This window comes from Syntrophorhabdus sp. (assembly GCA_012719415.1).
Lineage (GTDB): Bacteria > Desulfobacterota > Syntrophorhabdia > Syntrophorhabdales > Syntrophorhabdaceae > Delta-02.
On sequence record JAAYAK010000076.1, the window covers coordinates 1 to 24,764 of the forward strand.

Here is a 24,764-nt window from a genome sequence, read left to right on the forward strand (position 1 = left end):
GCGACCTGCGACCTGCGACCTGCGACCTGCGACCTGCGACCTGCGACCTGCGACCTGCGACCTGCGACCTGCGACCTGCGACCTGCGACCGTCCCTTACTTCATCCACCTGTACAGGAAGAACCAGAGGATCTTGCCGTACTCGCTCGTGACCTTCTTTATTTCCGACTCGTGAAGGAACCAGAACCCCTCTTTTCGCTTCTCGAAACGCGTCGGCACGAAGGTGGTCTGGTAGGCGCCGCCGGTGAATACCCTGTCGGTGATGAGCTTTATCCGTCTCATGTGGTGGGGGGAACTGACGAATATGGCAGAGGTGAGGCCGTTCCTGTCCATGAGCATCTTTGCCTCGATGACCTCGATGTGAGTGTCTTCATATACCACGGGGTAATGGGAAGGGCGCGAAGGGACGACGTTGCGCGACGCCTCACCGTGTTTGCCGGCCTCAGCCACGCGGCCGTACGCGGGGATCACGAGGTGGGCGGCATACCCTTCAGCCATGAGCTTAACCGCCTCGGCCCTGCGCTCTTTGTACTCGTTGCCGAGGAACAGGACAACGGCATCCGCCTTCCGGGGAGGATCGGCATAGAAAAGATAATTGGGCGCGTAGACCACCAGGCCGGCGAAAGCGAGAATGACGGCAAGAGCCGCCGCAAAGGTCCTCATCCGCGATCCTTCAATCCTCCGTAGCCGACCTCTTCCTTTCCCATTTCCATGCGGTTTCGATGATGTAGGCGAGATCATCGTAAAGCGGCGACCACCCCGTCAGCCTTTTGAGCTTCGAGCTGTCGGCCACAAGTTCCGGCGGGTCGCCGGGTCTGCGTCCCGCCAGTTCCACGGGGAAATCCACCCCTGTGACGGCCTTTGCCGCCCGGACAACATCGAGGACGGAGAACCCATGGCCGTATCCGCAGTTCATCACATCGGAGGCGCCCTTTTCCCTCAGGTACATGAGCGCCAGAAGGTGCGCGGCCGCGAGGTCCTCGACATGGATATAGTCCCTCACGCAGGTGCCGTCGGGGGTCGGGTAATCCGTGCCGAAGACGAGGAGCTTTTCCTGTTCCCCCTTCGCCGTCTTGAGGGCCCGCGTGATGAGGTGCGTCGCCTCCCGGTAGGCCTGTCCTATCCGCGCCTCCCGGTCGGCGCCGGCAACGTTGAAATAACGCAGCGCGATGTAGCGAAGGTCTCCCTTCGCTGCCAGGTCCCGAAGCACTGTCTCCACCATGACCTTCGTCGTGCCGTAGGGGTTTATGGGGGAAAGGGGCGTGTCCTCATCGACAGGACTTGTCCGCGGCGCCCCGTATGTGGCCGCCGTCGAGGAATAGATCAAGTACCCGATCTCAAGCTCGGTGAGCGCCTCAAGAAGATTGATGCTGTTGATGACGTTGTTGCGATAATACACGAGAGGCTCCCGGACGGACTCCTCCACCTGGATAGACGCGGCGAAATGCATGACGGCATCGGGTGCGTATTCCCTGAGCGTATCCGTGAGAAGCTGTCTGTCGGAAAGGTCGCCCTTGACGAGGCGCCCCGCCAGCACGGCCCAATCGTGACCCGTGGAAAGATTGTCGTAGACGAGAACGTTGTGGCCCTGTTCCCCAAGAAGCTTTACAACGTGGCTACCGATATAGCCGGCCCCACCCGTGACAAAGACCTTCATTGTTCCCTCCCTTCCGGAATCTGCCGCCACCCCCGAACCCTGTCGGCACGGCCGGAGAACCGCCCCGGCACGGGAGTCACCCGACCGGTCGTTACCGCTTTCGGGTCTCCCGGGCCCGAATGGAGAATGCCTCCCTGGAAGCGCGTTCTCCTCCTGATATGTGCCCGGTCTCGATACGATCATTATTGTACCACAATCGTCCGCCATAAGTAATCCTTTCACTGGTCGGCCGGCAGCGGACCTATCGGGAGAACGGGAAGGGCACTTTGATCCCTGCCTGCGGAATGCCGCCTTTTCCGCGCCGGACAAGGTACTGCGAGCTTCTCGAGAGTGAAGTTCAGCTTTTCAATAGCCCCGTGTTATGTTATACTGATGTATCGCAAAGTGCCGGCAAGGATCTAGGTCAGGCGGCGCAGTGTAAGGGGGACGGTAATGAAGAAAGACGTAACGATATGCTTTCGGACCAACGAGGAGTTGAAGCAGACACTGGAAAAGATAGCGGAGGTCGAAAGGCGATCGCTTTCGTCCATCATAGAGAACATGCTCCACTCGCAGGTCAAGGACAAGGTTGAACTGAAGGGATCCAAGAAAGAGCGCAGGCGTTACGCCCGCAAAGAGGTGTCGCTGCCGGCCTTTGTCTACAAGCGAGACGCGAAGGAGTCAACGCTGCAGACGGGCATCGTCATCGATGTCTCGCTGGGAGGGCTGAAGATATCCATCCCCCACGACTATGACGCGGTCAGCGAGGGCGAGTTCGACACGATCTTCACTATTCCCAACGAGAAGACCCCGGTGAAGATGCGCTGTACCATAAAGAGGGTGGCCGAAGGCGAGGAAGCCACGAAAGAGCTCGGAGCGGACTTCATAGACGGCGACTTCCTGAGCTACCAGAAGCTGCACAAATATCTGTCCTAGAAAACGGGTAATGGGTCATAGGTCATAGGCGATAGGGAAGAACCCGCTTCTCCCATGAACTATCACCCAGTGCTGTCAAAAGTAGATCTGCGGCAACGGACACGCCGACTCTCCGGAGCAATCCAGTGAAACAGAAATGACCAATTGACCAAATTCCAATGACCAATGAAAAAGATAATGACCAATTCACCAATAACCAATTGAACAAACAAACAGAACGGACCGTTTGCATCATTTTCGATTATTGGTTATTGTCTGTTTATTTGGTCATTGGAATTTGGTCATTGGTCATTATCCCCCCTTCTGATCTCATGAAAGAGGAGATCAACCTCATCCGGAACGGAGGATCTACCTGTCCTTATCCCTTGTTCTATAAGGAGGGTATTCCGGGAAATGGATTATTTTGGACAGCAGTGGGTTAGGGGTAATAGGGACATCTTTCTGCGAGTCCTTCCCATAACCCATGACCTATCACCCAATTACCCCTCTTTTGCGTATCTCTTCAAATAATTGAGATTCTCTTCCGTGAAGCCTTCCCAGGCGTAGGGGAAGATGGCGTTGTTCTGGTAGACGGCGTCGTCGGCAACCGGGAACCTCGCGGCATCCTTGAATCTTTCGAAGAGCGGTGTGTGGGGTATGGGTGTGTATTCGGCGATGGAGGGTGTGACATCGAGGGCCTTTACGTAATCGATGGCCTGCCGTATCTCCTGCCAGTGCTGGCCCGGGAGGCCGGCCAGGATATAGGCCCTGACCTGCTCCCGGCCGTATCCCGCCCGCCTGAGGGAGGCCACGGCCCTTTCGAAGGATGCGCCTGTCACCTTCCCGCCGGTGTTAGCCTGCCTGTCGCGGTCGACTGATTCGAGGCCGATGCGCACCTCTCGAAAACCGGCGCGGGCGAGGAGCGCGGCGACCTCGTCGTCTATGAAGGCCGCATTGAGGGCATTGGGGTTGTATATGTCCACCGGGAAGGGCAGGGAGGCGATCTTCTCAAGAAGGGGCTTCGCGTGTTGCCTGCTCCCGTAGAGAAAGCTGTCATCATAGATGACGAAACGGCGGACACCCCTTTCATGCCAGTGGAGCACCTCGTTCACGGTGGAATCGACCCCGCGCCGCGTCATTGCGGGGTACATGTAGGACGTGGCGCAGTACGTGCAGCTGAACGGGCACCCCAGCGATGTCAGCAGGGGAACGAAAGGTATGTCCCGGGAAAGGTCATGGGCCGGATAAGGAAGGACGTCGAGGTCGTCCATGAAGGGCGTGAACGTGAGCTTCCGCCCCGCCCCGGCCTCGACGAACCCATAGAAGCGGCCCATCTCCCCGGAAGAAACGACGAGGTCCGCCGTGGCGAAGGCCGCACGGGCCTGCTCGCGGCACAGTGCGGGGTATATGCCGCCGACGGCTATCTTCGAACGGGGATAGACCCGGCGGGCGAGATCGACGACCTCCATGGCCCCCACGTACCAGTATGTCATGATGGAGGTGACGAGGATGATGTCGGGTGGGTCCATACCTTCGAGAAGCTCCGACAGCTCCCCGGGCGGCATCCCGTACCTTCGGAGGGTCTTCCGGACGCCCCTGAGGGCGTCCGGTTTCGGCACCCTGTGCTTGATGAAAGGCGCGCGCCCGTCGGACTTGCGTTTCTCCTCCCTCACGGACATGCAGTCGACAAGGTCGACGTGGAACCCGTTGTGTCTCAGGATACCCGCAATGTAAAGGAGGCCGAGAGGACTCGACCAGAAATTGTAGGCGGCAAAGTCATAGATATACGGATTGATGGCAAGGACCCTCGGGACTCTCATGGTCCGGCCGCCCTGACAGGCTTGCGGCCTTTCCTGCCGACAAGGAAGAGAAGGGCGAAGAGAAGGCCGAAAATGAAGCCGCCCACATGGGCGTACCAGGCGATACCGTCGACATTGGAGTAGAGGAACTGCATGAAGAACCAGACCGTTAGAAGCACAATGGCCGGTATGTCGACCACCTTGATGAAGATGACTATGATGAGAAGGGTTTTTATCCGGGCGTGGGGATAAACGAGGAGATAGGCCCCGAGTATGCCGGAGACCGCCCCGCTGGCCCCTATCATCGGGACCTCCGACGAAGGGTCGTAGAGTATCTGAAAGGCCGCCGCACACACCCCGGAAAGGAGATAGAACAGGAGATACCCCATGTGTCCCAGCCTGTCCTCGATGTTGTTCCCGAAGATCCACAGGTAGAGCATGTTGCCGATGATGTGGAGGAAACCGCCGTGAAGGAACATCGATGTGAAGACGGTCATGATGTTGTAAGGCAGGAGGTCATGCCGTGCCGCAACGGCTGCAACGAACTCCCTCGGCACGAGACCGTAATAGGTGTAGAGCATCGCGCCGGCGGGCGCGTGGAGCGCCAGATGCTGCCACAGGAAAACAATGATATTTACAAAGATCAGGCCCGTTGTTATAATGGGAAAGGTGCGGGTTGGGATATTGTCCTTCAGCGGTATCACTGAACTCTTTCTTATCACGCAACAACAGCCATGTCAAAAAACGAAGACGGGGAGCAGAGTATGCCTGAACTGAGAAAAGATCCCATCATTGACAGGTGGGTGATCATTTCCACGGAGAGGGGCAAGCGGCCCGTCTTTTTTGCGGAGGAGGCGCCAGCGACGAAGGCGGCGGTCTGTCCCCTTTGTCCGGGGAATGAGAACATGACGCCGCCGGAGGTCTATGTCGTCCGTCCGCCGGGCTCGACACCGGGGTCTCCCGATTGGTCGCTGAGAGTGGTCCCCAACAAGTTCCCCGCCTTGAGGATAGAGGGCAACCTCGACCGGGAGGGGATCGGCATCTATGACAAGATAAACGGCATCGGTGCCCACGAGGTGATCGTCGAGACACCAAATCACGGGGAGACCCTTTCGGACATGCCCGTGGACAGGGTTCAGGGTGTCTTCATAGCATATCGCGAGCGGATGCGGGACCTCATAAGGGACACCCGTTTCAAGTATATAATGGTTTTCAAGAACAGCGGGTCCGTGGCGGGGGCATCCCTCGACCATGCCCATTCCCAGCTCATCGCCCTGCCCATCGTCCCGAGGCGGGTATCGGAGGAGATCGGCGGGGGCCTCGCCTATCACAAGTACAAGGAACGATGCATCTTCTGCGACATCATAGCCCAGGAGAAGGAAGAGAACAAACGCATCGTATGCGAAAACGAACGGTACATCGCGATATCGCCTTACGCCTCGCGCTTTCCCTTTGAGACGTGGATCCTTCCAAAAAGGCACAACCCGGTCTTTTCCGAGGAGGACCCGGCAGACAATTACTATTCGCTGGCCGAGGTCCTTTCAACGATCCTCAGGAAATATGTCAAGGTGCTCAACAATCCGCCTTACAATTATATAATCCACACGGCCCCCGCCGCGAACGTCGGCATCGGGCATTATCACTGGCACATAGAGATCATCCCGCGCCTCACGAAAATGGCCGGCTTCGAATGGGGGACAGGGTTCTACATCAATCCCACGCCGCCCGAGGAAGCCACGACGTACCTGAGAGAAACAGAGACATAGGGGGTGCAATGAAGATACTGATCGCTTCTCCCGAGATATTTCCTTTTGTGAAGACAGGCGGCCTGGCCGATGTCACGGGGGCCCTTCCGAAGGCCTTGAGGAGCCTGGGGGTCGATGTCAGGGTCATTCTCCCCAAGCACAAAGGCATAGAGGACCTCGGCTTCCCCATGAAATACTCCAACCACAGAATATCGTGCCAGGTGTCGCAGTCCTTCGTCGATGCGGAGGTCGTCGAGAGCGAGTACGAAGGCATAAAGGCCTACCTTGTCGAAAAGGACGAGTACTATTACCGTGACTACCTGTACAGTACCCCGGACGGCGACTACCTCGATAACGCCGAACGCTACATCTTCTTTGCCAAAAGCATCCTGGAGACGATCAAGGCGACGGGGTTCGTCCCCGATGTCCTCCACTGCAACGACTGGGAGACGGCCCTGTCCCCTGTCTTCCTCAAGACGATCTACCAGAATGACCCCGACTTAAGTGGCGTGGCCACTCTCCTCACCATTCACAATCTCGGCTACCAGGGAATATTCTGGCACTACGACATGCACCTGCTCAACATAGGCTGGGAATATTTCACGCCGGAATCCCTGGAGTTCTTCGGCCACATCAACTTTCTCAAGGGCGGCATCATCTTCTCCGACATCCTGAACACCGTGAGCAAGCAGTACAGCAGGGAGATCCAGACGCCGGAATTTGGATGCGGCCTCGACGGTATCCTGATGAAGCGGCAGGACGACCTCCACGGGATAGTAAACGGCATCGATTACGGGGACTGGAACCCCGGGACGGACAAATCTCTGCCGGGACGGTACACCATCGAGGACCGGGCGAACAAGGCCGTGTGCAAGAAGGCCCTTCAGCAGGCCTTCGACCTGCCCTCAAACCCGAACGTCCCGCTTCTGGCGACCATCTCACGGCTCGCCGACCAGAAAGGCTTTGACCTCATCTCCGAGTCCCTGGAAGAGATGCACGGCCTGGGTGTGCAGTATATCATCCTCGGCACGGGGGAGCGGAAATACCACGACCTCTTCACGGCCCTCGCAAAGAAGTTCCCCCGGGCTTTCTCGATAAAGATAGCCTACGACAACAAGCTGGCACACCTCATGGAGGCGGGGGCGGACATGTTCCTCATGCCTTCCCGGTACGAACCATGCGGTCTCAACCAGCTTTACAGCCTGAAGTACGGCACTGTCCCTGTCGTCAGGGGTGTGGGCGGGCTGGAGGATACGATCATCGACTATACGAGCTATCCCGAGATCGGAACGGGCTTCAAGTTCTACGAATACACCAAAGAGGCGATGCTCGACACCATCGGCAGGGCGCTTTCCCTTTACAGGGAAAGGAAGGCCTGGGAGGACCTCGTCACCCGCTGTATGAAGGAAGACTTTTCCTGGGAAAAATCGGCCCGCGAGTACGTCGAACTTTACAGGAAAGCAATTGCGAAGCATGAATCAAGCGGAACTGATCGGTAAGATAATCGAGATCTCGCACTCGAACCTCGAGCTGACGGCGCGGATCAATGCGATCCTCAACATCATTGCCCAGGACCTCGGCTTCGACGAGGCCATTGTCTATACCTTCGACAAGGACAAGAGGCTGACCTGCCGCTACGCCAATCAGAAGAGCGCGCTTTTCAAAATATTGAACCGCTACCGGTGCCATATCGGCGAAGGGATAGTCGGCAGCGTGGCGCAAAGACGGTCTCCCCAGTTCTTTACCTTCAAGGACATCTCCCCGAGGTTCGGCTGCCTTTTCTATCCCGAACTGGACGATCACCTGGAAAGGTTCCGGACCTTTTCCTTCCTTCCCCTGTCCGACGACAGCTACCTTTTTGGCGTTATCGTCCTGTGTTCCGTCATGCGCGATTCGCTGCAGGACCAGGAGAAGGTTCTCCTTTCCGTCATATCCCGCGAGCTCGGCGGTATCCTCAGGGCCTTCGAGCTTATCCTTTCGTCGAAGAAGCGCATCAGCGAGCTGGCGATGCTGTCCGAACTGGGCAAGATGCTGACATCCAATGTGGGGCCCTACGAGCTCTTGAAAAGCATAGCGCTCATCATCGCGAAGTCGCTCTCCGCATCCTTTGTGTCCGTCAAGCTCGAATACCCCCTTCTCAAGCTGGAGACACAGCGCTTTACCTATGGCATGATAGACCCCGCCGCGAAGGATTACGTGGACCAGCTGGAGAGATCGGCCATCAAGCTTTTGCGCCCCGTTTCACTGAGAAACGGTTCGGCGGAGCAAATCGACAACCCTCCGCCCTTCTCGCTCTATTCAGCCCCCATCCTTTCAAAGAACCGCGTCCTGGGCACCATCACCCTCTGCGGCGAGAAGTCCGACCAGCACGGTATCGAGGAGAACGGGCAGTACATCATCAACACCATATCGAACTACATATCGAGCGGACTCGAGAACACCCTGCTCAACACGCGCCTGAGGAACGTGGTGCGGGAGTTGACGGACGCACAGAAAAGGCTCATCGAACAGGAGAAGTTCCGCAGCCTCGGGGAAATGACGGCCAACATCGCCCACGAGATCAAGAACCCTCTTGTCATCATCGGCGGCTTCACCAAGCGGCTGGCGAAGAAGATGCAGAACGACCACACGGAGAACCGGTATATCGATATTATCCTCAACGAGGTCACACGCCTCGAGACCATCCTCAACGAGATCCTCCATTACGTCAAGGAGAACCAGCCCTACGAAGAACTCTGCAGGCTCCAGGACTTCCTCGAGGACATCCTCTACATCGTCTCTTCCGACCCCGCCTGGGAATCGGTCTCCATCGTCAAGGATTTCGACGGCGCGCTGGAACCCGTCCCCTGCGACAGCCAGCAGCTCAAGCAGGTGTTCATCAATCTTCTCATGAACGCCTTCGAGGCCATGCGCGGCACCGGCACCATAACCGCGAAGACCCGCAAGGTCATGTACGACGAACAGCCCTTCGTCGCCATTTCGATAACGGATACCGGAGGCGGCATCGATCCTGCCATCATCGACAACATATTCAACCCCTTCTTCACGACGAAGGAGCGCGGCACCGGCCTTGGTCTTGCCATTTCCAACAAGATCGTGACGAACCACAAGGGGCACATAGAGGTGGAGAACGTGGCTGGAAAGGGAGTGACCTTCGTCGTCTATCTCCCTATGAAAAATAACATGCTGCAAGAGGAGTTCGCATGAAAAGAGTACGGGTGCTCGTCGTAGACGACGAGGAGAATATCAGGCTTCTATTCAAGGAGGAACTGGAGGAAGAGGATTACGAGGTGGAAACCGCGTCCAATGGTATGGAGGCCCTGGAGAAGCTCAAGGGCGTACCCTTCGATGTGGTGGTCCTGGACATCAAAATGCCCGTTATGGACGGGATACAGACACTGAATGCCATTAAGAACATCAACAAGGACCAGCCCGTCATCCTCTGCTCGGCCTACGGTGAGTTCAAGCAGGACCTGTCGAGCTGGGTTTCCGACGGATACGTCGTCAAGTCGGCGGACACGCGGGAACTCAAAGAGACGATCAGGGAAATACTGAGCCGGTGAGCCTCTCGAGCCGAAGCCCATCGCGGCCCGCCCGCGGCCGTCACCACAAAACCCTTGATATGAGGGGTAATATGAACTATGATTATGGCTACCTGGGGGTGTAGCTCAGCGGGAGAGCACCTCGTTCGCAACGAGGGGGCCACGGGTTCAATCCCCGTCACCTCCACCATTCCACAAGATGTCGGGCCTTTCCGGGCGGCACCGCCGCGCTTGGGTTTTTTTCCCATCACCCATAACCTCTCACCCACGACCTGTCCTCTCCCATGAGCCTCTACACCAAGATACTCCTCTTTTTCGTCGCCCTCGTGGTTCTTCTTTCCGTCGTCACCACCTATTCGGGGATCCACTCCATCGAACGGATAGCCGTGAATGAACTGGAGAACGGCCTCACATCGGACATCAACCTCTTTTCCTTCTCCGTTGACCGCGAGTTCTATCAGATGGAGACCAGGCTGAGGCAGTTGGCGACGCACCGACCCTTGAGGGAGGCCGTTTCGCGGAGGGACACGGACAGGATCCGCGAGGTCTTCGCGGACCTGGTCGACCGCGAGAACATCGATGTTCTTCACCTCGCGGACAACAGGATGAGGCCGATCGTCACCCTGCGGAGCCGGCGCATGGACCTTCCCATCACGATACCGCCGGCCGCTTCCCGGGCGACAGCCAGGGGTTTCATAGCCATCGACACGAGAGACGGGGTGCGGCCCGCCCTCTTCCTCTCCATGCCCCTCGAGGATCTTAAAGTGGTCCTCTCGGAGCTCGTCATCCTCGACAATGGCAGTTCCCTCGTCAGGAACTTGAGCGATCTCCTCTCCCGCAAGCGCGGGGAGCCGGTCTATATCTCGCTCTTCAGGGACGATAAGAGGATGTTCAGTACCATATTCTCCCTGACCGGGATGGATACTGAGGACCTCCCCGATGAGATCAGGTCCGCCCTTCACGAGGCGAACAGGAACTACATAGGCAGGACCATCATCGGAAAGTCCCGCTATTATACGATCTACAAACCATCGCCGTACAACGAAGAGGGGTCGGAGAAGTGGGCCTATGGCATCGCGGTGAGCGAGAACATCTTTCTGCCCTTCAAGAAGCGCCTTCTCTTCGTCTTTGTTATGATATCCGTTCTCGCAACGTCGGCGGTTATCGTCATAACCTTCGCGATCACGCGGGGCATCGACCCCTCCCTCCGGAGCATCCTCGCCATCTGCGGAAGGATCGAGGAAGGAGACACACTGTCCCGCATTGACAGAACGAAAGTGACGACGCGCGAGTTCGCTCTTATCGCGTCGTCCATCAACAGGATGCTTGACTCCATCTCCGAGAGGGAGAAGACCATACGTGATAACATGGCGAAGATAGGGGCGATCAACGCCGAGCTCGAGGACAAGAGCGCCACCATCCGGCAGGACCGGATGCGTTTCCTGTCTATCCTGGAAACGGTGGACAAGGGAGTCGTCGCCGTGGACCACGAAGGCATCATCATTTACTGCAACAGGGCCGCGGCGGCCGTCACGGGAACGGACCCGGCGACCGCCCTGGGTGACACGTGGAAGAACCTCTTCCCGTCACTCGATATCTCCGGCGACGACCACACCGCCCTGCAGGAGCTTGTAATTCCGCGGGAGGGTTCCGCCGAGCCTCTGTATCTCAAGGTCCTTGTTTCGCCCTGGTCCCTGGAGAATGCGCCCCAGGGCCGCATCCTGCTCATTCAGGACATATCGAGGGAGAAGAGGATAGAGGAGGTGAAGGCGGATTTCGTCTCGGCTATAAACCACGACATACGGTCCTTTCTCGTTCCCGTTTCGGGTTTCCTCGGCAGGATCCTTGAGGGGAAGTACGGCCCTCTCGAAGGTGCCGTCAGGGAGCGGCTGCTCGGTATCGCCGACAACATATCGAAGATCCACCACCTTGTGGAGAACTACCTGAACGTGTCCAGGATCGAGTCGGGAGGCCTCGACCTCGAGATCGGGCCCGTCGACATGGGCGAGATCATACGCGGTATCGTCAAAGTGTATGGGCCCAGGGTCGTTTTCACCGATGGCGCGGCCCCCCATACCCTCGTTCTTGCCGACAGGGACCACATCGAAAGGGTCATCACGAACCTTGTCGTCAACGCCATCAAATTCTCGCCCGAGGGCTCGGAGGTCAGGATAGGGACCCGCTTGGACGACGCCGCTCTCGTGACCTTTGTTGAGGACAGGGGTGTCGGGATACCAGCCGAAGAGCTTCCCTTCATTTTCGAGAAATACCGCCGCGGAAGCCTGGGAAGAGGGGAAGAGGGAAGCGGGCTGGGCCTCTTCATCGTGAAGTCCGTCGTAGAGGCTCACGGGGGGTCCATCCGCGTAGAGAGCACCCCCGGCAGGGGAAGCACTTTCTTCTTCTCCCTCCCTCTCTTCAGAGGCGAGATATAAGGGTTCACAAAGCTCAACATTTAAAAATTTGACTTTTCTTCGCTACCTATTTATAATCACACGATGCGAAAAATTGTAATTCTTTTACTGGTAATCGTTCTCGCTTCCTGCAGTTACATGCCCTGGGGTAAAAAGAAAGACGAGGATCCCGCCAAGACCGCGAAGAAGACCGATTCGGCCACCCAGAAAAAGCCTGCGCGGGGTGAACCGGAGGAGGTCAAGGAACCCGAGCTGGGCGACATCAAGGTCATCGACGGCGTCGAATACATCTACACCCGGAACCGCAAGTACATGTTGACCCCCTACGAGCCGCCCTACGTCTGGGTCCGGAAGGACCAGTACGCACCGGGTATCGGCGAGGCGCTTTCCTTCGGTATCGGCGGCAGCGGTCCCAGCAAGAAGGAGCGGGACGAGCTGGAGAGAAGGATCGCGAAACTGGAAGAGGAGCTGAAGAAGAAAGGCATCAATCCCCAGATGGCCTACCCGACGCAGATGGGATACATCCCCGTAGGTTTGGGATACATGCAGGGCCTCATTTCCTTCGAGTACCCGTCGCCCAAGATGAAGAGGCGGATCGTGGTGCTTCCCGTGACGGACAACACCAACTACAGATCGGAAGGCCTGGGGGAGCTGGCCACCAAGCGTCTCATATCACGCCTCGAGAGCACGGGGACGGTCATATGCGTCGACCCCAATTCGCTGAATGTCAGAGGGTCATACTTCGATACCGCCAACGCGAAGAAGATGAACGACGATTTCGGTGTTCAGGCGGTCCTGAAGACCACCCTTTCCGATGTCTATACGAGTTCATCGAGGATAGAAGGCAAGGATGAAAAGGAAACATCCTTTGCCATGTCGAAGCTTGCGATCGATGTCTTCAACACGGAGACAGGCAAGACGATGAAGCAGCTTTCCGGCAGGAACCCCATCTCCCTGTCCCGGGAAAAGGGAGACCTCAGCACCGAAAAGGCGAAGATCAAGGCGATCGACCTCGCGATCGAAATGATCGCGGAAGACGTCCTGAAGACCGTTCTCTCCATCGATTGGCATTCGCGCGTTGCCTCCGTTGACGGTGCGAAGGTCTACATCAACGCGGGACGGCTGTCCGGCCTGGAAAAGGGCAAGGTCCTCGAGGTCTATGCCCCTGGCGAAGAGGTCATCGATCCCAGGACGAAGCAGCCTCTCGGCAGAAAGAAAGGCGCCTACAAGGGGGAGCTGGAGGTCGTGGAGCTCTTCGGCGTTGACGCGAGCTGGGCCAAGACCAACAAGGGCGGCAGTTTTTCCTCTACCGACCTCGTCTACGTCAAACAACAATAAAGCTTTAGGTGATGGGTTCCAGGTGATGGGTTATGGGGTTGGTGTGTTATGCGACCCCTTATTCCGCCCGTCATTTCCGTCCCGTTCCTTTCCTTTCAGCGGGAGATCGACGGTTATGCAGGTGCCGGCGCTGCCGGACCCGAAGATCTCGATCCTTCCGCCGATGAAAGAGACGCGTTCACGCATGCCAAGTATGCCCAGGGAGTTCCTGTCGGAGATCTGCTTTTTCGAGATGCCGCGGCCGTTGTCCCTCACCATCAGCTGGACGTTGTCTTCCCCGGCCTGCAGAGAGATCTCCACGCGTGTCGCCCCGGCATGGCGCATCACGTTTGTCAGGGCCTCCTGGAATATCCTGTAGAGCGCTATGCTTCGGTCCTTATCGATGTCCGTCACCGGGCCGTCGATAACGAGGCTCGTCGTTAAGCCGGTCTGGTCACGGAATTCCTTCAAGGCATGGTCGATGGCGGCGGCAAGGCCGAAATCATCGAGGACGACGGGTCTTAAGCCCGATGACACCCTTTGAATAGTCCTCGTTGCCTGCTTGACGAGGGTAAGGGCGGACGCGACCTTACCGAGCAGCCCCCTTTCGTGCACGGGTATCTTCTTGTTGAGCCAGTTGAGGTCCATGTTTATGACCGCGAGGATCTGGCCCAGGACGTCGTGCAGTTCCCGGGCGATGGCGGCCCGCTCGTTCTCCCTGACCTCCTCGATGTGGGCGGAGAGCCTGCGCAGCTCCTCGTAGGACGACCTGAGCCTTTCTTCGGTCAGACTGTGGTCCGTTATGTCCCGGATGGACTCTATCGCGCCGACCCTGTTGCCGTGCTCGTCGAGAAGGGCCGTCGCCGTTCCCCACAGACAGGCGCCCTTGCCATCATAGAGGGCTTGGGTGAAGGCCTCGGCGTAGATCGTGTGGCCGCTTCTCTTCACGTATATGTACTTGGAATCAGCGTTCTCGTCGGTCTCTCCGACCATGTCTATGAGAAGCTTCCTGCGCCATCCGTAAAAGGGGACGGCATAGGCATGGTCCGACTTTCCGATCATGTCCTTCTTGCTCACCCCGCTCATCTCTTCCATGGCGCGGTTCCAGGCGATCACCGTCCCTTCCCTGTCGATGACAAAGGTGGCATCGGGAAGGAACTCGATGATGTCCGAGAGCCTGCGCTCGGATTCCCTGAGCACCTGTTCCATCCTCTTGCGTTCGGTGATATCCCTGCCGATGAAAAGGACCAGCTTGCCGTGGTTCGTGTCTATAAGCTTCGCGGAGAAGAGCACGTTCTTCGCCTGGCCCCCCCTGTTTTCCAGTCGATTTCCACACCCTCGACACATTGCGTCTCGTAGAGCCTGTGTATGATCGCCTGCCTGTCTTCCTCGTGTACCCAGAAACCGAGTTCGACAGTGTTCTTCCCCAGAAGCTCTTCGCGGGAGTAGCCGGACCACGCTTCAAAGGCCTTGTTGGCATCGAGGACAACACCGGTGTCGGGCTCGGTCACTCCCATGGGGTCGGGAGCGAACTCAAAGAAGGAGTGGTAGAGGTCCCGGAATTCGGGCGCATATCCGCCGTTGTCCCGTTCCCCCTGCGCCTTTCCCTTTGCCGCGGACAAACCTTCCGTGGTCTTCGCTGGGTCCTTCATTGTGCCTCCGTCTCAGGTGAAACGGGCTCCCTTTCGTGGACATCGAGAGACCGCCCGAAAACCTGTCGCTTCAGTGAATTATCGCACGAATCTGCGGGAAGGTTTAGAAAAATCACTTCACGAGGGGCAGGACGGCCTTGAACTCGTCGGTACCGGCCTCGCGGAGTATCTCGTAGATGAACATTTCCGTGGAGGTGATGACGGCGCCGGCCTCGCGCATCCTTTCGATAGCGATCGACCTGTTGTCGGGCGATCTCGACGACACGGCATCGGCGACGATATGGACACTGAGGTGAGGCGGGGCGCAAATGGCGGTCTGCGCCACGCATATGTGGGCCTCGGCCCCGGCGATGATGAGGGTCTTTCGGCCGAGCCTCTCCACTTCGTCGCGGAACTCACCGTTCAGGAAGCAGTTGAAATGGACCTTTTCCACCGCGCTGAAACCGTTGACCAGGGAACGCACCTCCGGCACCGTCGGACCGAGTTTCCTTTGCTCCGTGAACAGGGAGGGAATGCCGCATATGCCGCAAAAGCGCGCCAGTCTCACCATGTTTGCGGTGACATTCTCCCTATCGTGCATGGCAGCCATCAGTTTTTCCTGCGCGTCGATGACCACGAGGACACAGTCTTTCCTGTCAACGAGACCACGACGCGCCGCAACCTTGTCTTTCGTCATTTGCCCCTCCATTGAAACGATCGCAGGCCTTTCAGGCCGCGCGGCTCATTCACAGGTCAACTCACAACCGGCAGAAAAGGTCTTGATGACGACATCTTTGTAACCGCCGCCGGGCTTGCGTGACAGGGACAGGACCACCGGGCGCCTGTTAAAGGACTCTTCCATGGTCCATTCACGGGACGCTCCGCTGTTCTTGAACACCACCTTCCTCGGATGGAACAACAGGTCGACCTCGTCGGAGCGCGACGCCTTGTCGATCTCCGCGAGCTTGTCCTGATCGGGGACCGTCACGGTGAAGTCGACGGCGAAGCGGTAAAAGGCAAAGGGCCGGGTCTCAATGAGTGATTCGTCGAATTCCCTGGCTATTTTGAGCTTCTCTTTGACCTCGGCAAGTCTCTCGTCGATCTTCCACACCTTTTTGACCTCGGACAACGGCATATTCCCCTGCTCAATAAACTGATGGGCCTTGCCGTCCTGCACCAGGATGTCGCCTCCAAAGGCCTGACCCGGCGCGGCTATCTCATACGTGAAAGAGGCCGGATTGCCGGCGAGATCGAGGGGCCGGTTCTGGATGCGGACGTCACCGGTCTTACGGTCATGGATCTCGGATTTGTAGGTCCATACGTTGGCGCTTTCCTGGGATATCTCGCTGCTGTCGATGGTAACCCCGAGACCGTTTTCCTTCCAGGAGTTGCCGGCAAGACCGAATTCCACCGCCAGGGTCGGGGAAGTATCGGTACTGTGAAAGAACGGGAGAGGACCGCTGAGGCGGAAGGAACGACTCGTTCCGGGAGCGATGGTGCAGCCAGGTTTGTTTTCATCCCTCAAAACCTCGGCGGTTTGAGGCTCGCCCGTCTTTTCAATGGCTTCCTCCTTATCGGATGAGCGGGAAGAACACCCGCAGAGCAAACAGGAACCAACGAGAAAGAGAAAAACGAAAACACAACATCTGTGCATGTACACGATTTTGCCTCCTTACTGTATCGAAGCGGGGGATTCCCGCCTTTGTCCTTTGCTTAGCATGCAGTGTACCACTTTTCCCGGACCGCGGGAAGATTCAAACTGGCGGGGCACGAAATAACGCGCGATATCAATAGGTTAGCTCTGTCGACCCGCAAGCCGTCGACTCCGGGGATGCCCTCCCCCACGGCCGCCTGCCTAAAATTGTCTTGACAGTATGGTTAAGCTACTGTACTATAATGGTCATGGAGTCGAAAGAAGAGCTCATCAGGACGGCCATAGCACAGCTCCTGCAGGTTGCCGGGAAATACTCCCGTATCGAGCAATTGCCCATTGCTGTTGACAGGGATACCGAAGTGACCACCAGGGAGGCGCACGTGATACAGGCCATAGGCGAGCGCGGAGAGATGAATGTCACGAACCTGGCAAACCGTTTCGGCATCACGAAAAGCGCTGCGTCGCAGATGGCGGCAAAACTGACAGGAAAGGGTTTTGTCGAGAAAAAACAAGCTCTCCACAGCGGCAAGGAGTTTTCGTTATCCCTGACGGAATTGGGATGGCGCGCGTTTAGAGCACACGAAACGTTCCATGGCAAGGACCTAACGGACCTCATAGCGCGCCTGAGCACCTTTTCTCTGTCCCAGATAGCGACGATATCGGTCATGCTCGAGTCGATCGGCGCCGTAATGGACGAGCGCCTTTCCCGGTCGCCAGAGGAATAGCAAAAAATTTTGGACTAATAGTTAAGCCACTTAACTAACGAACGAGGTCATGATATGTCGAAACTCAGAGATTCCCTGATCGATCTCTCCACCAAACGCTACAAACTGGTCGCCCTTGCGGTTGCCCTTTTCACCATCATCACCGGGGCCTTCCTGCCATCGGTCATGATCGACACGGACCCCGAGAACATGCTGGAGAAGAGCGAACCCGTCAGGGTCTTCCACAATGAAAGCAAGGCGGAGTTCGGCCTCAGCGAGACCATCGTTCTCGGCGTCGTCAACGAACACGACCCTGACGGAGTGTTCAACCCCTCCACCCTGAAACGCATCTACGAGCTTACCGAGTACGCGAAGACCCTTCGTTGGGACGACAAGGGGCGCTCGTCGGGCGTCATTGAGGTGGACATGGTGGCGCCCTCCCTTGTGGACCACATGGCGCAGAACGGCCCGGGTTCGATACGATTCGAATGGTTGATGGCTCGTCCCCCCGAGACCAGGGAGGAAGCCTGTGCGATTCGCGACAAGGCCCTGTCAAACCCGCTGCTGAAAGGTCAGATGATCTCCGAAGACGGCAAAGCCCTGTGCATATACCTGCCTTTGACGGACAAACTGCTGAGCTACCGCGTCTATGAGGAATTGAACAGAAAGATTGCGGGGATGGGCGGAAGCGAGGAGTACCATGTCGCCGGGCTGCCGGTGGCCGAGAGCGCCATCGGGGTGGAAATGTTCAGGCAGATGACCGTTGCCGCCCCTCTCACGATGGTGGTCATTCTCGGGCTCTTGCTGTTCTTTTTCCGGAAGTGGTCGCTCGTCATACTGCCCCTGATGGTCGCGACGGTTTCCGTCATCTCCGCGATGGGGCTGATGATCGCTTTCGGTTTTCCCGTTCACATACTCAGTTCCATGCTGCCGATCTTCCTGATGCCCATAGCAATATGCGACACGGTCCATATCCTGTCGGACTTCTTTGAGTCCTACAGGAAGGAAAAAGGGCGTCTCCAAACGATCAGGGAGGTAATGCGGTCCCTTTTCGCTCCCATGCTGTACACATCGCTGACCACCGCGGCGGGATTTCTCTCCCTTGTTACGACCTCCATCCCTCCGGCGAGGGTCTTCGGCATCTTCGTCGCGGCGGGAGTGATGATCGCCTGGGTTGTCACCATCTTCCTCGTGCCCGCGTACGTGATGATGATCCCCGAGAGAACGCTCATGCGCTTCGGCCAATCCGCCGGGAAAACGGAAGGTCAGGCATGGCTCGCCCGACTGTTGCAGGCGATGGGACGGTTCACCCACAGGCACGCGAAACCCGTGCTGGGCATGATGGTGATCGTTATCGCCGTGGCGGTGTGGGGTATTTCGCAGATCACCGTGAACGACAACTACGCCAAACGCTTCACCACGAACCATCCGATCCGCAAGGCGGACAGCGCGCTGAACAGACATTTCGGGGGCACTTATATGGCCTACCTGGTGCTTGAAGGGAACAATAGCGGAAGACCGACGCAGCAGGATATCGACAGGATCGACGGGGAGATGTCGGCATTCGCGGCAAAGATCGACGGTCACCGGGGAGCCGCGGCGAGGATAGTGGGAGAATTGAGATCGAAACTCCGGGAATCCGTTCAAAAGGCCCCCAGCCTCGAGGGTCTTCTTGACTCCGTGATGAGCTACATCGAGAAGCGGTCAAAGACCGCGTCCGACGGAGATCTTTTCCTCTTTCAGGAGTTGGCCGGCTTTCTCGGCATCGAACGCGAAAAGCTGAGGACATTCAAGAGGCCGGAGGTCCTGGAATACCTCATTGGACTTCAGTCCCATCTTACGGGCGCGGGTCTCGTCGGCAAGACCACGTCGGTCGCCGATGTCATCCGCAAGGTCAATCAGGAAATGGTTGACGGAAAAGGGGAGAACTTCCGCGTCCCCGGTTCTCTGCGGGGTGTTTCGGAATGCTACATGCAGTTCCAGCAGGGCCACCGCCCCGGTGACCTGTGGCACATGGTCACGCCGGATTTCATGCGTGCCAATGTCTGGGTGCAGTTCGCCCGCGGTGACAGCACGCAGACCGCGAAGGCCGTAGACGCCGTTGACGCCTACATGAAGCGCGTCAAGCCTCCCGTCGAACTGTCCCACCGCTGGGCGGGGCTGCACTACGTCAACCTCGTGTTCCAGGACAGGATGTTCACCGGGATGCTGGGATCCTTCATAGGCTCTTTCATCATTGTCTTTATTCTCATGATCATTCTTTTCCGTTCCTTTTCCTGGGCCGCGGCATGCATGATCCCCCTGACACTCACCATTGCGGCGGTCTACGGGGCAACGGGTATCGCCGGAAAGGATTACGATATGCCTGTCGCGGTGCTGAGCGCGATATCCCTCGGAATAGCCGTCGATTTCTCGATCCATTTCCTGCAGCGCAGCCGCCAGATCTTTCGTGAAACGGGCTCCTGGTCACTCGCGGTTCCCAGGGTGTTCGGCGAGCCCGCGCTGGCGATCAGCAGGAACGTGTTCGTCGTTGCCCTGGGGTTTTTGCCCCTCATGGTCGCCGAGCTGGTTCCCTACAAGACGACCGCGGTGCTGTTGTTCGGGATCCTCTTTTTTTCCGGCCTTGTAACGCTTTCCTGCCTCCCGGCGGTGCTGACGGTCTTCGAAGAACGCTTCTTCGGGAAGAATTGCATGAAAAAGAAGGGAACGGGACCTCATGAAAGGGGTGCCGAATGAAAAAGGAAGGCAAAAGAGCAAGGATTTCCCTGCGCCGGATCGTCTCCCTGACGCTCCTGTTGTCGGGAGCGGCCGTCGTCGTGACCAGCGTTGTCCTCTTCAACGGTCCGACGACCTGCCGGTGAGCGAGGCGGCAAGGGAGAAGGGAGTTACGATCGGCGCAATCATTGAAGGCATGAGGCACTGACGCGGGAAGGGCAGGTGTTTTCGCGGATGGACCGGTGCCTGCACGAGGACTGACAGAGATGTGAACAAGGAGGAAAGCATGTCACCAGGAAAGATCATGGCAATAACAATAGTGATACTTGGAGCGCTCGCGGCCCCGGCCTTCTCCGGTGAAACGTCCCGGACGCCCGCGACCGATGAGATGGTCAGGAGAGCAAACCACATGGCCCTCTACCAGGGCGCGGACATGAAGGGCGCGGTCTCCATGGTCATCACGGACAGGCAGGGACGGACGCGAAAAAGAGAGTTCAACATACTGCGGAGAGATGCCGGTACAGGTGACGGGGACCAGAGATACTACGTCTATTTCAATGAACCCGCGGATGTGCGGAAAATGAGCTTCATGGTGCACAAGTACGCCGATACGGCCAAAGACGACGACCGCTGGCTCTACATGCCCGGTCTCGACCTGGTAAAACGCATTGCTGCCGGGGACAAACGCACGAGTTTCGTGGGGTCCGACTACCTTTACGAAGACATTTCCGGCAGGAGCCCCCTTGAAGATACCCACGAATTGACGGGGACGACGGAGAACCACTATGTCCTGAAGAATGTCCCGAAAGAACCGGGCGCCGTGGAGTTCGCGTACTATCTTGCCCACATCGACAAAAAAACCTGTATCCCCGTGAAGATGGAATTCTTCAAGAAGCCGGACAGGCTCTACCGGGTGATAGAGGTGCTGAAGATCGAGGGGGTCGAGGCCCTGGAAAACGGCCGGAAGGTCCTCTACCCGACGGTGACGCGATCCGTCGCGAGGAACCTCGATACTGGCGGCAAGACGGAGATGACCCTTTCCGGCGTCAGGTACAACATCGGGCTCACGGACCAGATTTTCACCGAGCGGTACCTGAGAAGGCCGCCAAAGGAAGCCATGAGGTGAAGGCCCACAGTTCCTCCTGGCTCTTTCTTTGCCTTGCCGCGGCACTACTGGTTCCCGCGGCGGGTATCTGCGAGGCCGACCGTGGTCATGGGGGTCTGCTCGACGGATTTACCGCAGAGGTGCACGGGTATTATGAACTGAGGGGCGGTTGCCGCACGGGCCGGGACCCCCACGAAGAGGACATGTCCATAATGGAGACGCGCCTGCAGGTGGATTTGCCCGTCTCGGGCAAGTGGTTCGACCTCAAATACAAGGAAGACCTGTGGGCCGACGGAATAACGGAGGAAGTCGGACACGACACCCGCGAGCTTTGGTTGTTCTCGCGTCCGGCCGGTTTCCTCGACATCAAGGTCGGAAGACAGGTGCTTACCTGGGGAACGGGTGACCTTGTCTTTCTCAACGATCTCTTCCCGAAGGACTGGCGGTCCTTCTTTATCGGTCGTGACGCCGAATACCTCAAAGCCCCCTCCGATGCCGTCAAGCTGGGCTTTTTCACGGACACGGCCAACCTTGACCTCGTCTATACCCCCCGGTTCGACCCGGACCGGTTCATCACCGGCGAATACGTCTCCTATTGGAACGGACAGCTCGGAAGGCTTGGGGGCCGGGACGCGATCGTGCACGCCCGGCAACCCGACCGCTGGTTTGATGATGACGAGATCGCGCTGCGACTCTACGGCAACGTGAAGGGTTATGAGCTTGCACTCTATGGCTACCGGGGATACTGGAAAACACCGGAGGGGCAGACGCCCTCCGGCACCCCGGTCTTTCCCCGCCTCAATGCCTGCGGTTTCAGCGTTCGGGGCCGCACCGGCCCGGGGATCGCGAACATCGAGATCGCCTATTACCGGTCCGTGGATGACCCACGTGGAGAGGATCCCCTCGTGAGGAACTCCGAGGTGAGGTACCTGGCGGGTTACGCACAGGAGATCGGGCCCGATCTCAATGGGAGCCTCCAGTACTACGTGGAGCAAATGCTCGACTGGGGTGACTATGAGAGGGGCCTGACCGGAGCGGAGGGAAAGGACCGGCTAAGGCACGTGATCACCCTTCAGTTGACGCAGCTCGCGATGGACCAGAACCTGCGGCTGTCCCTGTCCGCCTATTATTCGCCGAGCGACAGGGACGCCTACGTGCGCCCGAACATTCATTACATGTACACCGACAACATCCGGCTGGAACTGGGGGCGAACATCTTCTTCGGCGAAGACCCTGCGACATTCTTTGCGCAGTTCGAGAAGAACACGAACATCTATGCGGCCCTCCGGTACAGTTTCTGAGCCGGGCTTTCGCTCCTGCGAAGGATTTTGGTATTGACTGATCTTCCCGATATGGTTTACTCTAAAATAGGCTTAAGGTTTACACTATGGCGGGAAGAACGAGGAAAAGAGGCGAGTCGGTCCGGGCTTTTATCCTGAAAACCGTGGAAGACCGGTCGAGAGACGTTGTCTCGAGGGCGACGGGGCAATTCGGCATCAGCCGTCAGGCCGTCCACAAGCACCTCACATTCCTTGTCAATGCGAAGCTGATCTCCCGGACCAGTCTGGGGAGATACCAGCTGTGCACCGTTGCAGAGCACAAGAGGATACTGCCCGTCACCGACGGGACTCCGGAAGACATCGTTTGGCGGGGGGAGATTCGGGACATGCTCGGTCCTCTCCCGGAGAACGCCCTCGACATGTGGCGGTACGGGTTCACGGAGATCTTCAACAACGTCGCCGCCCACTCGGGCAGCGAAAGCGCCTTCGTGCAGCTAAGGAGAACGGCCCTCTCGACGAAGATGACCATATGGGACCGGGGAGTCGGCATTTTCGACAAGGTCCTGTCTCACATGGATCTCATCGACGAGCGTCATGCCATCCTCGAGATCACCAAGGGGAAGCTCACCACCGATCCCGCCGCCCATCCCGGTCATGGGATATTCTTCACCGCCCGGATGTTCGACACCTTCAGCATTCTCTCGAAGGGCGTGCTGCTCACCCATGCCTCCGGCGATGACGACGACTGGACGGTAGAGACCCAGCAGCAGGAAGGCCCGGGCACCCTGGTGACAATGACACTCAAGAACGACACATCGCGCCAGATGAGGGACATTTACGAGAAATTTTCATCACAGACATCCCCCGGTTTTTCCACCACCGTCGTTTTCGCGCACCTGGCGCACCACGGAACAGAAAAACTCGTCTCCCGCTCGGAGGCAAAGCGCCTCCTTGAAAGGGTCGACCAGTTCAAGGTCGCTCTCATCGATTTCAACAGGGTGGAATCGATAGGCCAGGCCTTCGCCGACGAGATCTTCCGCGTCTACCCCTCGGAACACCCCGAGGTGGAGATCCGGGAGGTGAGGACGAGCAAGGAGGTTCAGGACATGATCGACGGGGTGCGGAGAAAGACCGCTTGAGCCGCTTGAGCCGTTTCAACGGCTCGAACGTTAAAAGAAGAAGGCTTGTCTCTGGCGTTTCGGACCAAGGGGCTTAAACCATCTTTACCACGTGTACTTCCGCCTCCTCCGTTTGGGCGTAGGGGCCGAAAAGGAGCTTGTCCGGGGTCCCCTGGACGCGGACGTAGTAGGACGTGCCGGGGTCGAGGCGGTTCTGGACGGCCCACGCTGTGAACTCGTCGTCCCCAAGCTGGATCTTGAGGCCCTTCTGGGCATATTCGAGGACGGCCCGTTCTGGCACGCCGTTCGCGGGGCCCACTCCGTGAAAGTCGATCTCGCCGCCGTGGACGCCGAACATGGCACCCTGCCACTCAAAGGAACCGGCAGGCCCCGCCTCGAGCCACAGCCCGACACCGGGCAGGCCGTGGACATTGAGGTTGTATTCCTTTTCGACCTTCTTAAGGGGAGTATTCGCGAAAGAGACGGCCTTCACGCCCAGCGAGGCGCTCGAAAGGGGTATGATCTCCGCGCCCTTCAGGAGCGTCGGAGGGTCAAAATCGGCGGGAACATCACCGACAGACGCGAATATGACAGGAAATCCCTGACCTTTCTCGGCGAAGACCTTCATGGCAAGCAGCGAAAGGCCGAAACCAACGGAAGACGTCTTCACGTCAGCGGCGCTGCCGACAACGATCCAGAGTGCCACGTCGGTCTTGACAAGCTCCTCCGCCGGAGCCTGCCATGCCATGTGTTTCAGGTCATCCACCCAGAAGTGGCCGTCGGCGGCAAGCCCGTACTGCTTGAGCGACCCCATGAGTTTCCCGATCTTCTCCTCGTCCCTGACCAGCGCAGTAACCCACACCTTCTTCATGCAACCCTCCGATTTGTGTCAGATGCACACTCAAGCCTTCCGAGATGTACCAACATACTACCAAAGTAGGCAGGGATAGCAAACAAAAAAAGGAAGCAGTGCCCCTTCGGCCGGTGACTGGTCCGGTGGGATTGGGGAGGGAAAGCTCGAACATCTGCCTCTCGCCCGCTTCGCTCAAGCCCGCAGAGGACGCAGAGAAAAGGATTCTTTTCAGGTGGGAGTTATGGGGAGGGGATGGGAGTCTTAAGGGAGTAAGGTAGTATAGGGGTCTGGAGGATGGTTATAGGACCTATGGGACATATAGGACTTATAGGACCTATGA

Annotated in this window: 21 protein-coding genes and 1 tRNA gene; 13 read left to right on the forward strand and 9 right to left on the reverse strand. The window is 57.8% G+C overall.

The features are described from left to right. Window positions 1-95: 95 nt before the first annotated feature. Both GXX82_04950 and galE read right to left on the reverse strand, forming a co-directional pair. Entirely contained in the window at window positions 96-662 is a 567-nt protein-coding gene (locus tag GXX82_04950; protein ID NLT22376.1) for a DUF218 domain-containing protein, read from the reverse strand. 10 nt (window positions 663-672) lie between these two features. Beyond that, window positions 673-1,656 carry a UDP-glucose 4-epimerase GalE gene (gene galE / locus GXX82_04955; GenBank protein NLT22377.1) on the reverse strand — a complete coding sequence of 328 codons (984 nt, stop codon included), beginning with the start codon at window positions 1,654-1,656 and terminating at the stop codon, window positions 673-675. 432 nt (window positions 1,657-2,088) lie between these two features. On the opposite strand from galE, the gene GXX82_04960 reads away from it, so the two are divergent. Continuing rightward, window positions 2,089-2,571, forward strand: a complete 483-nt coding sequence (locus GXX82_04960) for a PilZ domain-containing protein (GenBank protein NLT22378.1) — start codon at window positions 2,089-2,091, stop codon at window positions 2,569-2,571. A gap of 479 nt (window positions 2,572-3,050) precedes the next feature. Here GXX82_04960 and GXX82_04965 read toward each other — a convergent pair whose 3' ends face one another. Together GXX82_04965 and GXX82_04970 are read right to left on the reverse strand one after the other, a co-directional pair. Further along, window positions 3,051-4,370 carry a radical SAM protein gene (locus GXX82_04965; protein ID NLT22379.1) on the reverse strand — a complete coding sequence of 440 codons (1,320 nt, stop codon included), beginning with the start codon at window positions 4,368-4,370 and terminating at the stop codon, window positions 3,051-3,053. Continuing rightward, a complete protein-coding gene (locus GXX82_04970) occupies window positions 4,367-5,053 on the reverse strand; it encodes a rhomboid family intramembrane serine protease (protein NLT22380.1) in 687 nt (228 codons plus the stop codon). The genes GXX82_04965 and GXX82_04970 overlap by 4 nt, the downstream gene beginning before the upstream one ends. Before the next feature lie 60 nt (window positions 5,054-5,113). Here GXX82_04970 and galT point away from each other — a divergent pair, with 60 nt between their 5' ends. From galT to GXX82_05005, 7 genes are all read left to right on the forward strand, one after another. Beyond that, window positions 5,114-6,115 (forward strand): galactose-1-phosphate uridylyltransferase, encoded by a 1,002-nt coding sequence (galT, locus tag GXX82_04975; GenBank protein ID NLT22381.1) that lies wholly within the window; start codon window positions 5,114-5,116, stop codon window positions 6,113-6,115. 8 nt (window positions 6,116-6,123) lie between these two features. Beyond that, window positions 6,124-7,593, forward strand: coding sequence for a glycogen synthase GlgA (gene glgA, locus GXX82_04980; GenBank protein ID NLT22382.1), 1,470 nt, complete (start codon window positions 6,124-6,126; stop codon window positions 7,591-7,593). Next, on the forward strand, window positions 7,568-9,301 hold the full coding sequence (locus GXX82_04985; GenBank protein NLT22383.1) for a hypothetical protein: 1,734 nt from the start codon (window positions 7,568-7,570) through the stop codon (window positions 9,299-9,301). The genes glgA and GXX82_04985 overlap by 26 nt, the downstream gene beginning before the upstream one ends. Beyond that, window positions 9,298-9,657 (forward strand): response regulator, encoded by a 360-nt coding sequence (locus GXX82_04990; GenBank protein ID NLT22384.1) that lies wholly within the window; start codon window positions 9,298-9,300, stop codon window positions 9,655-9,657. The genes GXX82_04985 and GXX82_04990 overlap by 4 nt, the downstream gene beginning before the upstream one ends. 94 nt (window positions 9,658-9,751) lie before the next feature. Next, a tRNA-Ala gene (locus tag GXX82_04995) sits at window positions 9,752-9,826 on the forward strand. Window positions 9,827-9,920: 94 nt separating this feature from the next. Then, window positions 9,921-12,068 carry a PAS domain S-box protein gene (locus tag GXX82_05000; protein ID NLT22385.1) on the forward strand — a complete coding sequence of 716 codons (2,148 nt, stop codon included), beginning with the start codon at window positions 9,921-9,923 and terminating at the stop codon, window positions 12,066-12,068. Window positions 12,069-12,185: 117 nt separating this feature from the next. After that, window positions 12,186-13,385 (forward strand): hypothetical protein, encoded by a 1,200-nt coding sequence (locus tag GXX82_05005; GenBank protein NLT22386.1) that lies wholly within the window; start codon window positions 12,186-12,188, stop codon window positions 13,383-13,385. Between the two features lie 30 nt (window positions 13,386-13,415). Here the strand turns inward: GXX82_05005 and GXX82_05010 are convergent, their stop codons facing one another. The 4 genes from GXX82_05010 to GXX82_05025 form a co-directional block, all read right to left on the reverse strand. Continuing rightward, a complete protein-coding gene (locus GXX82_05010) occupies window positions 13,416-14,657 on the reverse strand; it encodes a PAS domain S-box protein (GenBank protein NLT22387.1) in 1,242 nt (413 codons plus the stop codon). Next, a complete protein-coding gene (locus GXX82_05015; GenBank protein NLT22388.1) occupies window positions 14,633-15,016 on the reverse strand; it encodes a PAS domain S-box protein in 384 nt (127 codons plus the stop codon). The genes GXX82_05010 and GXX82_05015 overlap by 25 nt, the downstream gene beginning before the upstream one ends. Before the next feature lie 112 nt (window positions 15,017-15,128). Further along, a complete protein-coding gene (locus tag GXX82_05020) occupies window positions 15,129-15,692 on the reverse strand; it encodes an isochorismatase family protein (protein ID NLT22389.1) in 564 nt (187 codons plus the stop codon). Window positions 15,693-15,737: 45 nt separating this feature from the next. Then, a complete protein-coding gene (locus GXX82_05025; GenBank protein ID NLT22390.1) occupies window positions 15,738-16,655 on the reverse strand; it encodes a hypothetical protein in 918 nt (305 codons plus the stop codon). 242 nt (window positions 16,656-16,897) lie between these two features. Between GXX82_05025 and GXX82_05030 the strand changes: the two genes are divergently transcribed. From GXX82_05030 to GXX82_05050, 5 genes are all read left to right on the forward strand, one after another. Then, a complete protein-coding gene (locus GXX82_05030) occupies window positions 16,898-17,374 on the forward strand; it encodes a MarR family transcriptional regulator (GenBank protein NLT22391.1) in 477 nt (158 codons plus the stop codon). A gap of 54 nt (window positions 17,375-17,428) precedes the next feature. Beyond that, complete coding sequence (locus GXX82_05035; protein ID NLT22392.1) at window positions 17,429-20,089, forward strand: MMPL family transporter; 2,661 nt, start codon at window positions 17,429-17,431, stop codon at window positions 20,087-20,089. 283 nt (window positions 20,090-20,372) lie between these two features. Beyond that, window positions 20,373-21,194 (forward strand): outer membrane lipoprotein-sorting protein, encoded by an 822-nt coding sequence (locus GXX82_05040; protein NLT22393.1) that lies wholly within the window; start codon window positions 20,373-20,375, stop codon window positions 21,192-21,194. Next, on the forward strand, window positions 21,191-22,474 hold the full coding sequence (locus tag GXX82_05045; protein ID NLT22394.1) for a hypothetical protein: 1,284 nt from the start codon (window positions 21,191-21,193) through the stop codon (window positions 22,472-22,474). The genes GXX82_05040 and GXX82_05045 overlap by 4 nt, the downstream gene beginning before the upstream one ends. Before the next feature lie 86 nt (window positions 22,475-22,560). After that, on the forward strand, window positions 22,561-23,592 hold the full coding sequence (locus tag GXX82_05050; protein NLT22395.1) for a DUF4325 domain-containing protein: 1,032 nt from the start codon (window positions 22,561-22,563) through the stop codon (window positions 23,590-23,592). Window positions 23,593-23,665: 73 nt separating this feature from the next. Here GXX82_05050 and GXX82_05055 read toward each other — a convergent pair whose 3' ends face one another. Continuing rightward, entirely contained in the window at window positions 23,666-24,442 is a 777-nt protein-coding gene (locus GXX82_05055) for a hypothetical protein (GenBank protein NLT22396.1), read from the reverse strand. Between the last annotated feature and the right edge of the window lie 322 nt (window positions 24,443-24,764).

Coding starts and splice junctions, on each gene's coding strand:
- GXX82_04950 (NLT22376.1), bottom strand. CDS start 662: ATGAGGACCTTTGCGGCGGCTCTTGCCGTCATTCTCGCTTTCGCCGGC.
- galE (NLT22377.1), bottom strand. CDS start 1,656: ATGAAGGTCTTTGTCACGGGTGGGGCCGGCTATATCGGTAGCCACGTT.
- GXX82_04960 (NLT22378.1), top strand. CDS start 2,089: ATGAAGAAAGACGTAACGATATGCTTTCGGACCAACGAGGAGTTGAAG.
- GXX82_04965 (NLT22379.1), bottom strand. CDS start 4,370: ATGAGAGTCCCGAGGGTCCTTGCCATCAATCCGTATATCTATGACTTT.
- galT (NLT22381.1), top strand. CDS start 5,114: ATGCCTGAACTGAGAAAAGATCCCATCATTGACAGGTGGGTGATCATT.
- glgA (NLT22382.1), top strand. CDS start 6,124: ATGAAGATACTGATCGCTTCTCCCGAGATATTTCCTTTTGTGAAGACA.
- GXX82_04985 (NLT22383.1), top strand. CDS start 7,568: ATGAATCAAGCGGAACTGATCGGTAAGATAATCGAGATCTCGCACTCG.
- GXX82_04990 (NLT22384.1), top strand. CDS start 9,298: ATGAAAAGAGTACGGGTGCTCGTCGTAGACGACGAGGAGAATATCAGG.
- GXX82_05000 (NLT22385.1), top strand. CDS start 9,921: ATGAGCCTCTACACCAAGATACTCCTCTTTTTCGTCGCCCTCGTGGTT.
- GXX82_05005 (NLT22386.1), top strand. CDS start 12,186: ATGCCCTGGGGTAAAAAGAAAGACGAGGATCCCGCCAAGACCGCGAAG.
- GXX82_05015 (NLT22388.1), bottom strand. CDS start 15,016: ATGAAGGACCCAGCGAAGACCACGGAAGGTTTGTCCGCGGCAAAGGGA.
- GXX82_05020 (NLT22389.1), bottom strand. CDS start 15,692: ATGACGAAAGACAAGGTTGCGGCGCGTCGTGGTCTCGTTGACAGGAAA.
- GXX82_05030 (NLT22391.1), top strand. CDS start 16,898: ATGGAGTCGAAAGAAGAGCTCATCAGGACGGCCATAGCACAGCTCCTG.
- GXX82_05035 (NLT22392.1), top strand. CDS start 17,429: ATGTCGAAACTCAGAGATTCCCTGATCGATCTCTCCACCAAACGCTAC.
- GXX82_05040 (NLT22393.1), top strand. CDS start 20,373: ATGGCAATAACAATAGTGATACTTGGAGCGCTCGCGGCCCCGGCCTTC.
- GXX82_05050 (NLT22395.1), top strand. CDS start 22,561: ATGGCGGGAAGAACGAGGAAAAGAGGCGAGTCGGTCCGGGCTTTTATC.
- GXX82_05055 (NLT22396.1), bottom strand. CDS start 24,442: ATGAAGAAGGTGTGGGTTACTGCGCTGGTCAGGGACGAGGAGAAGATC.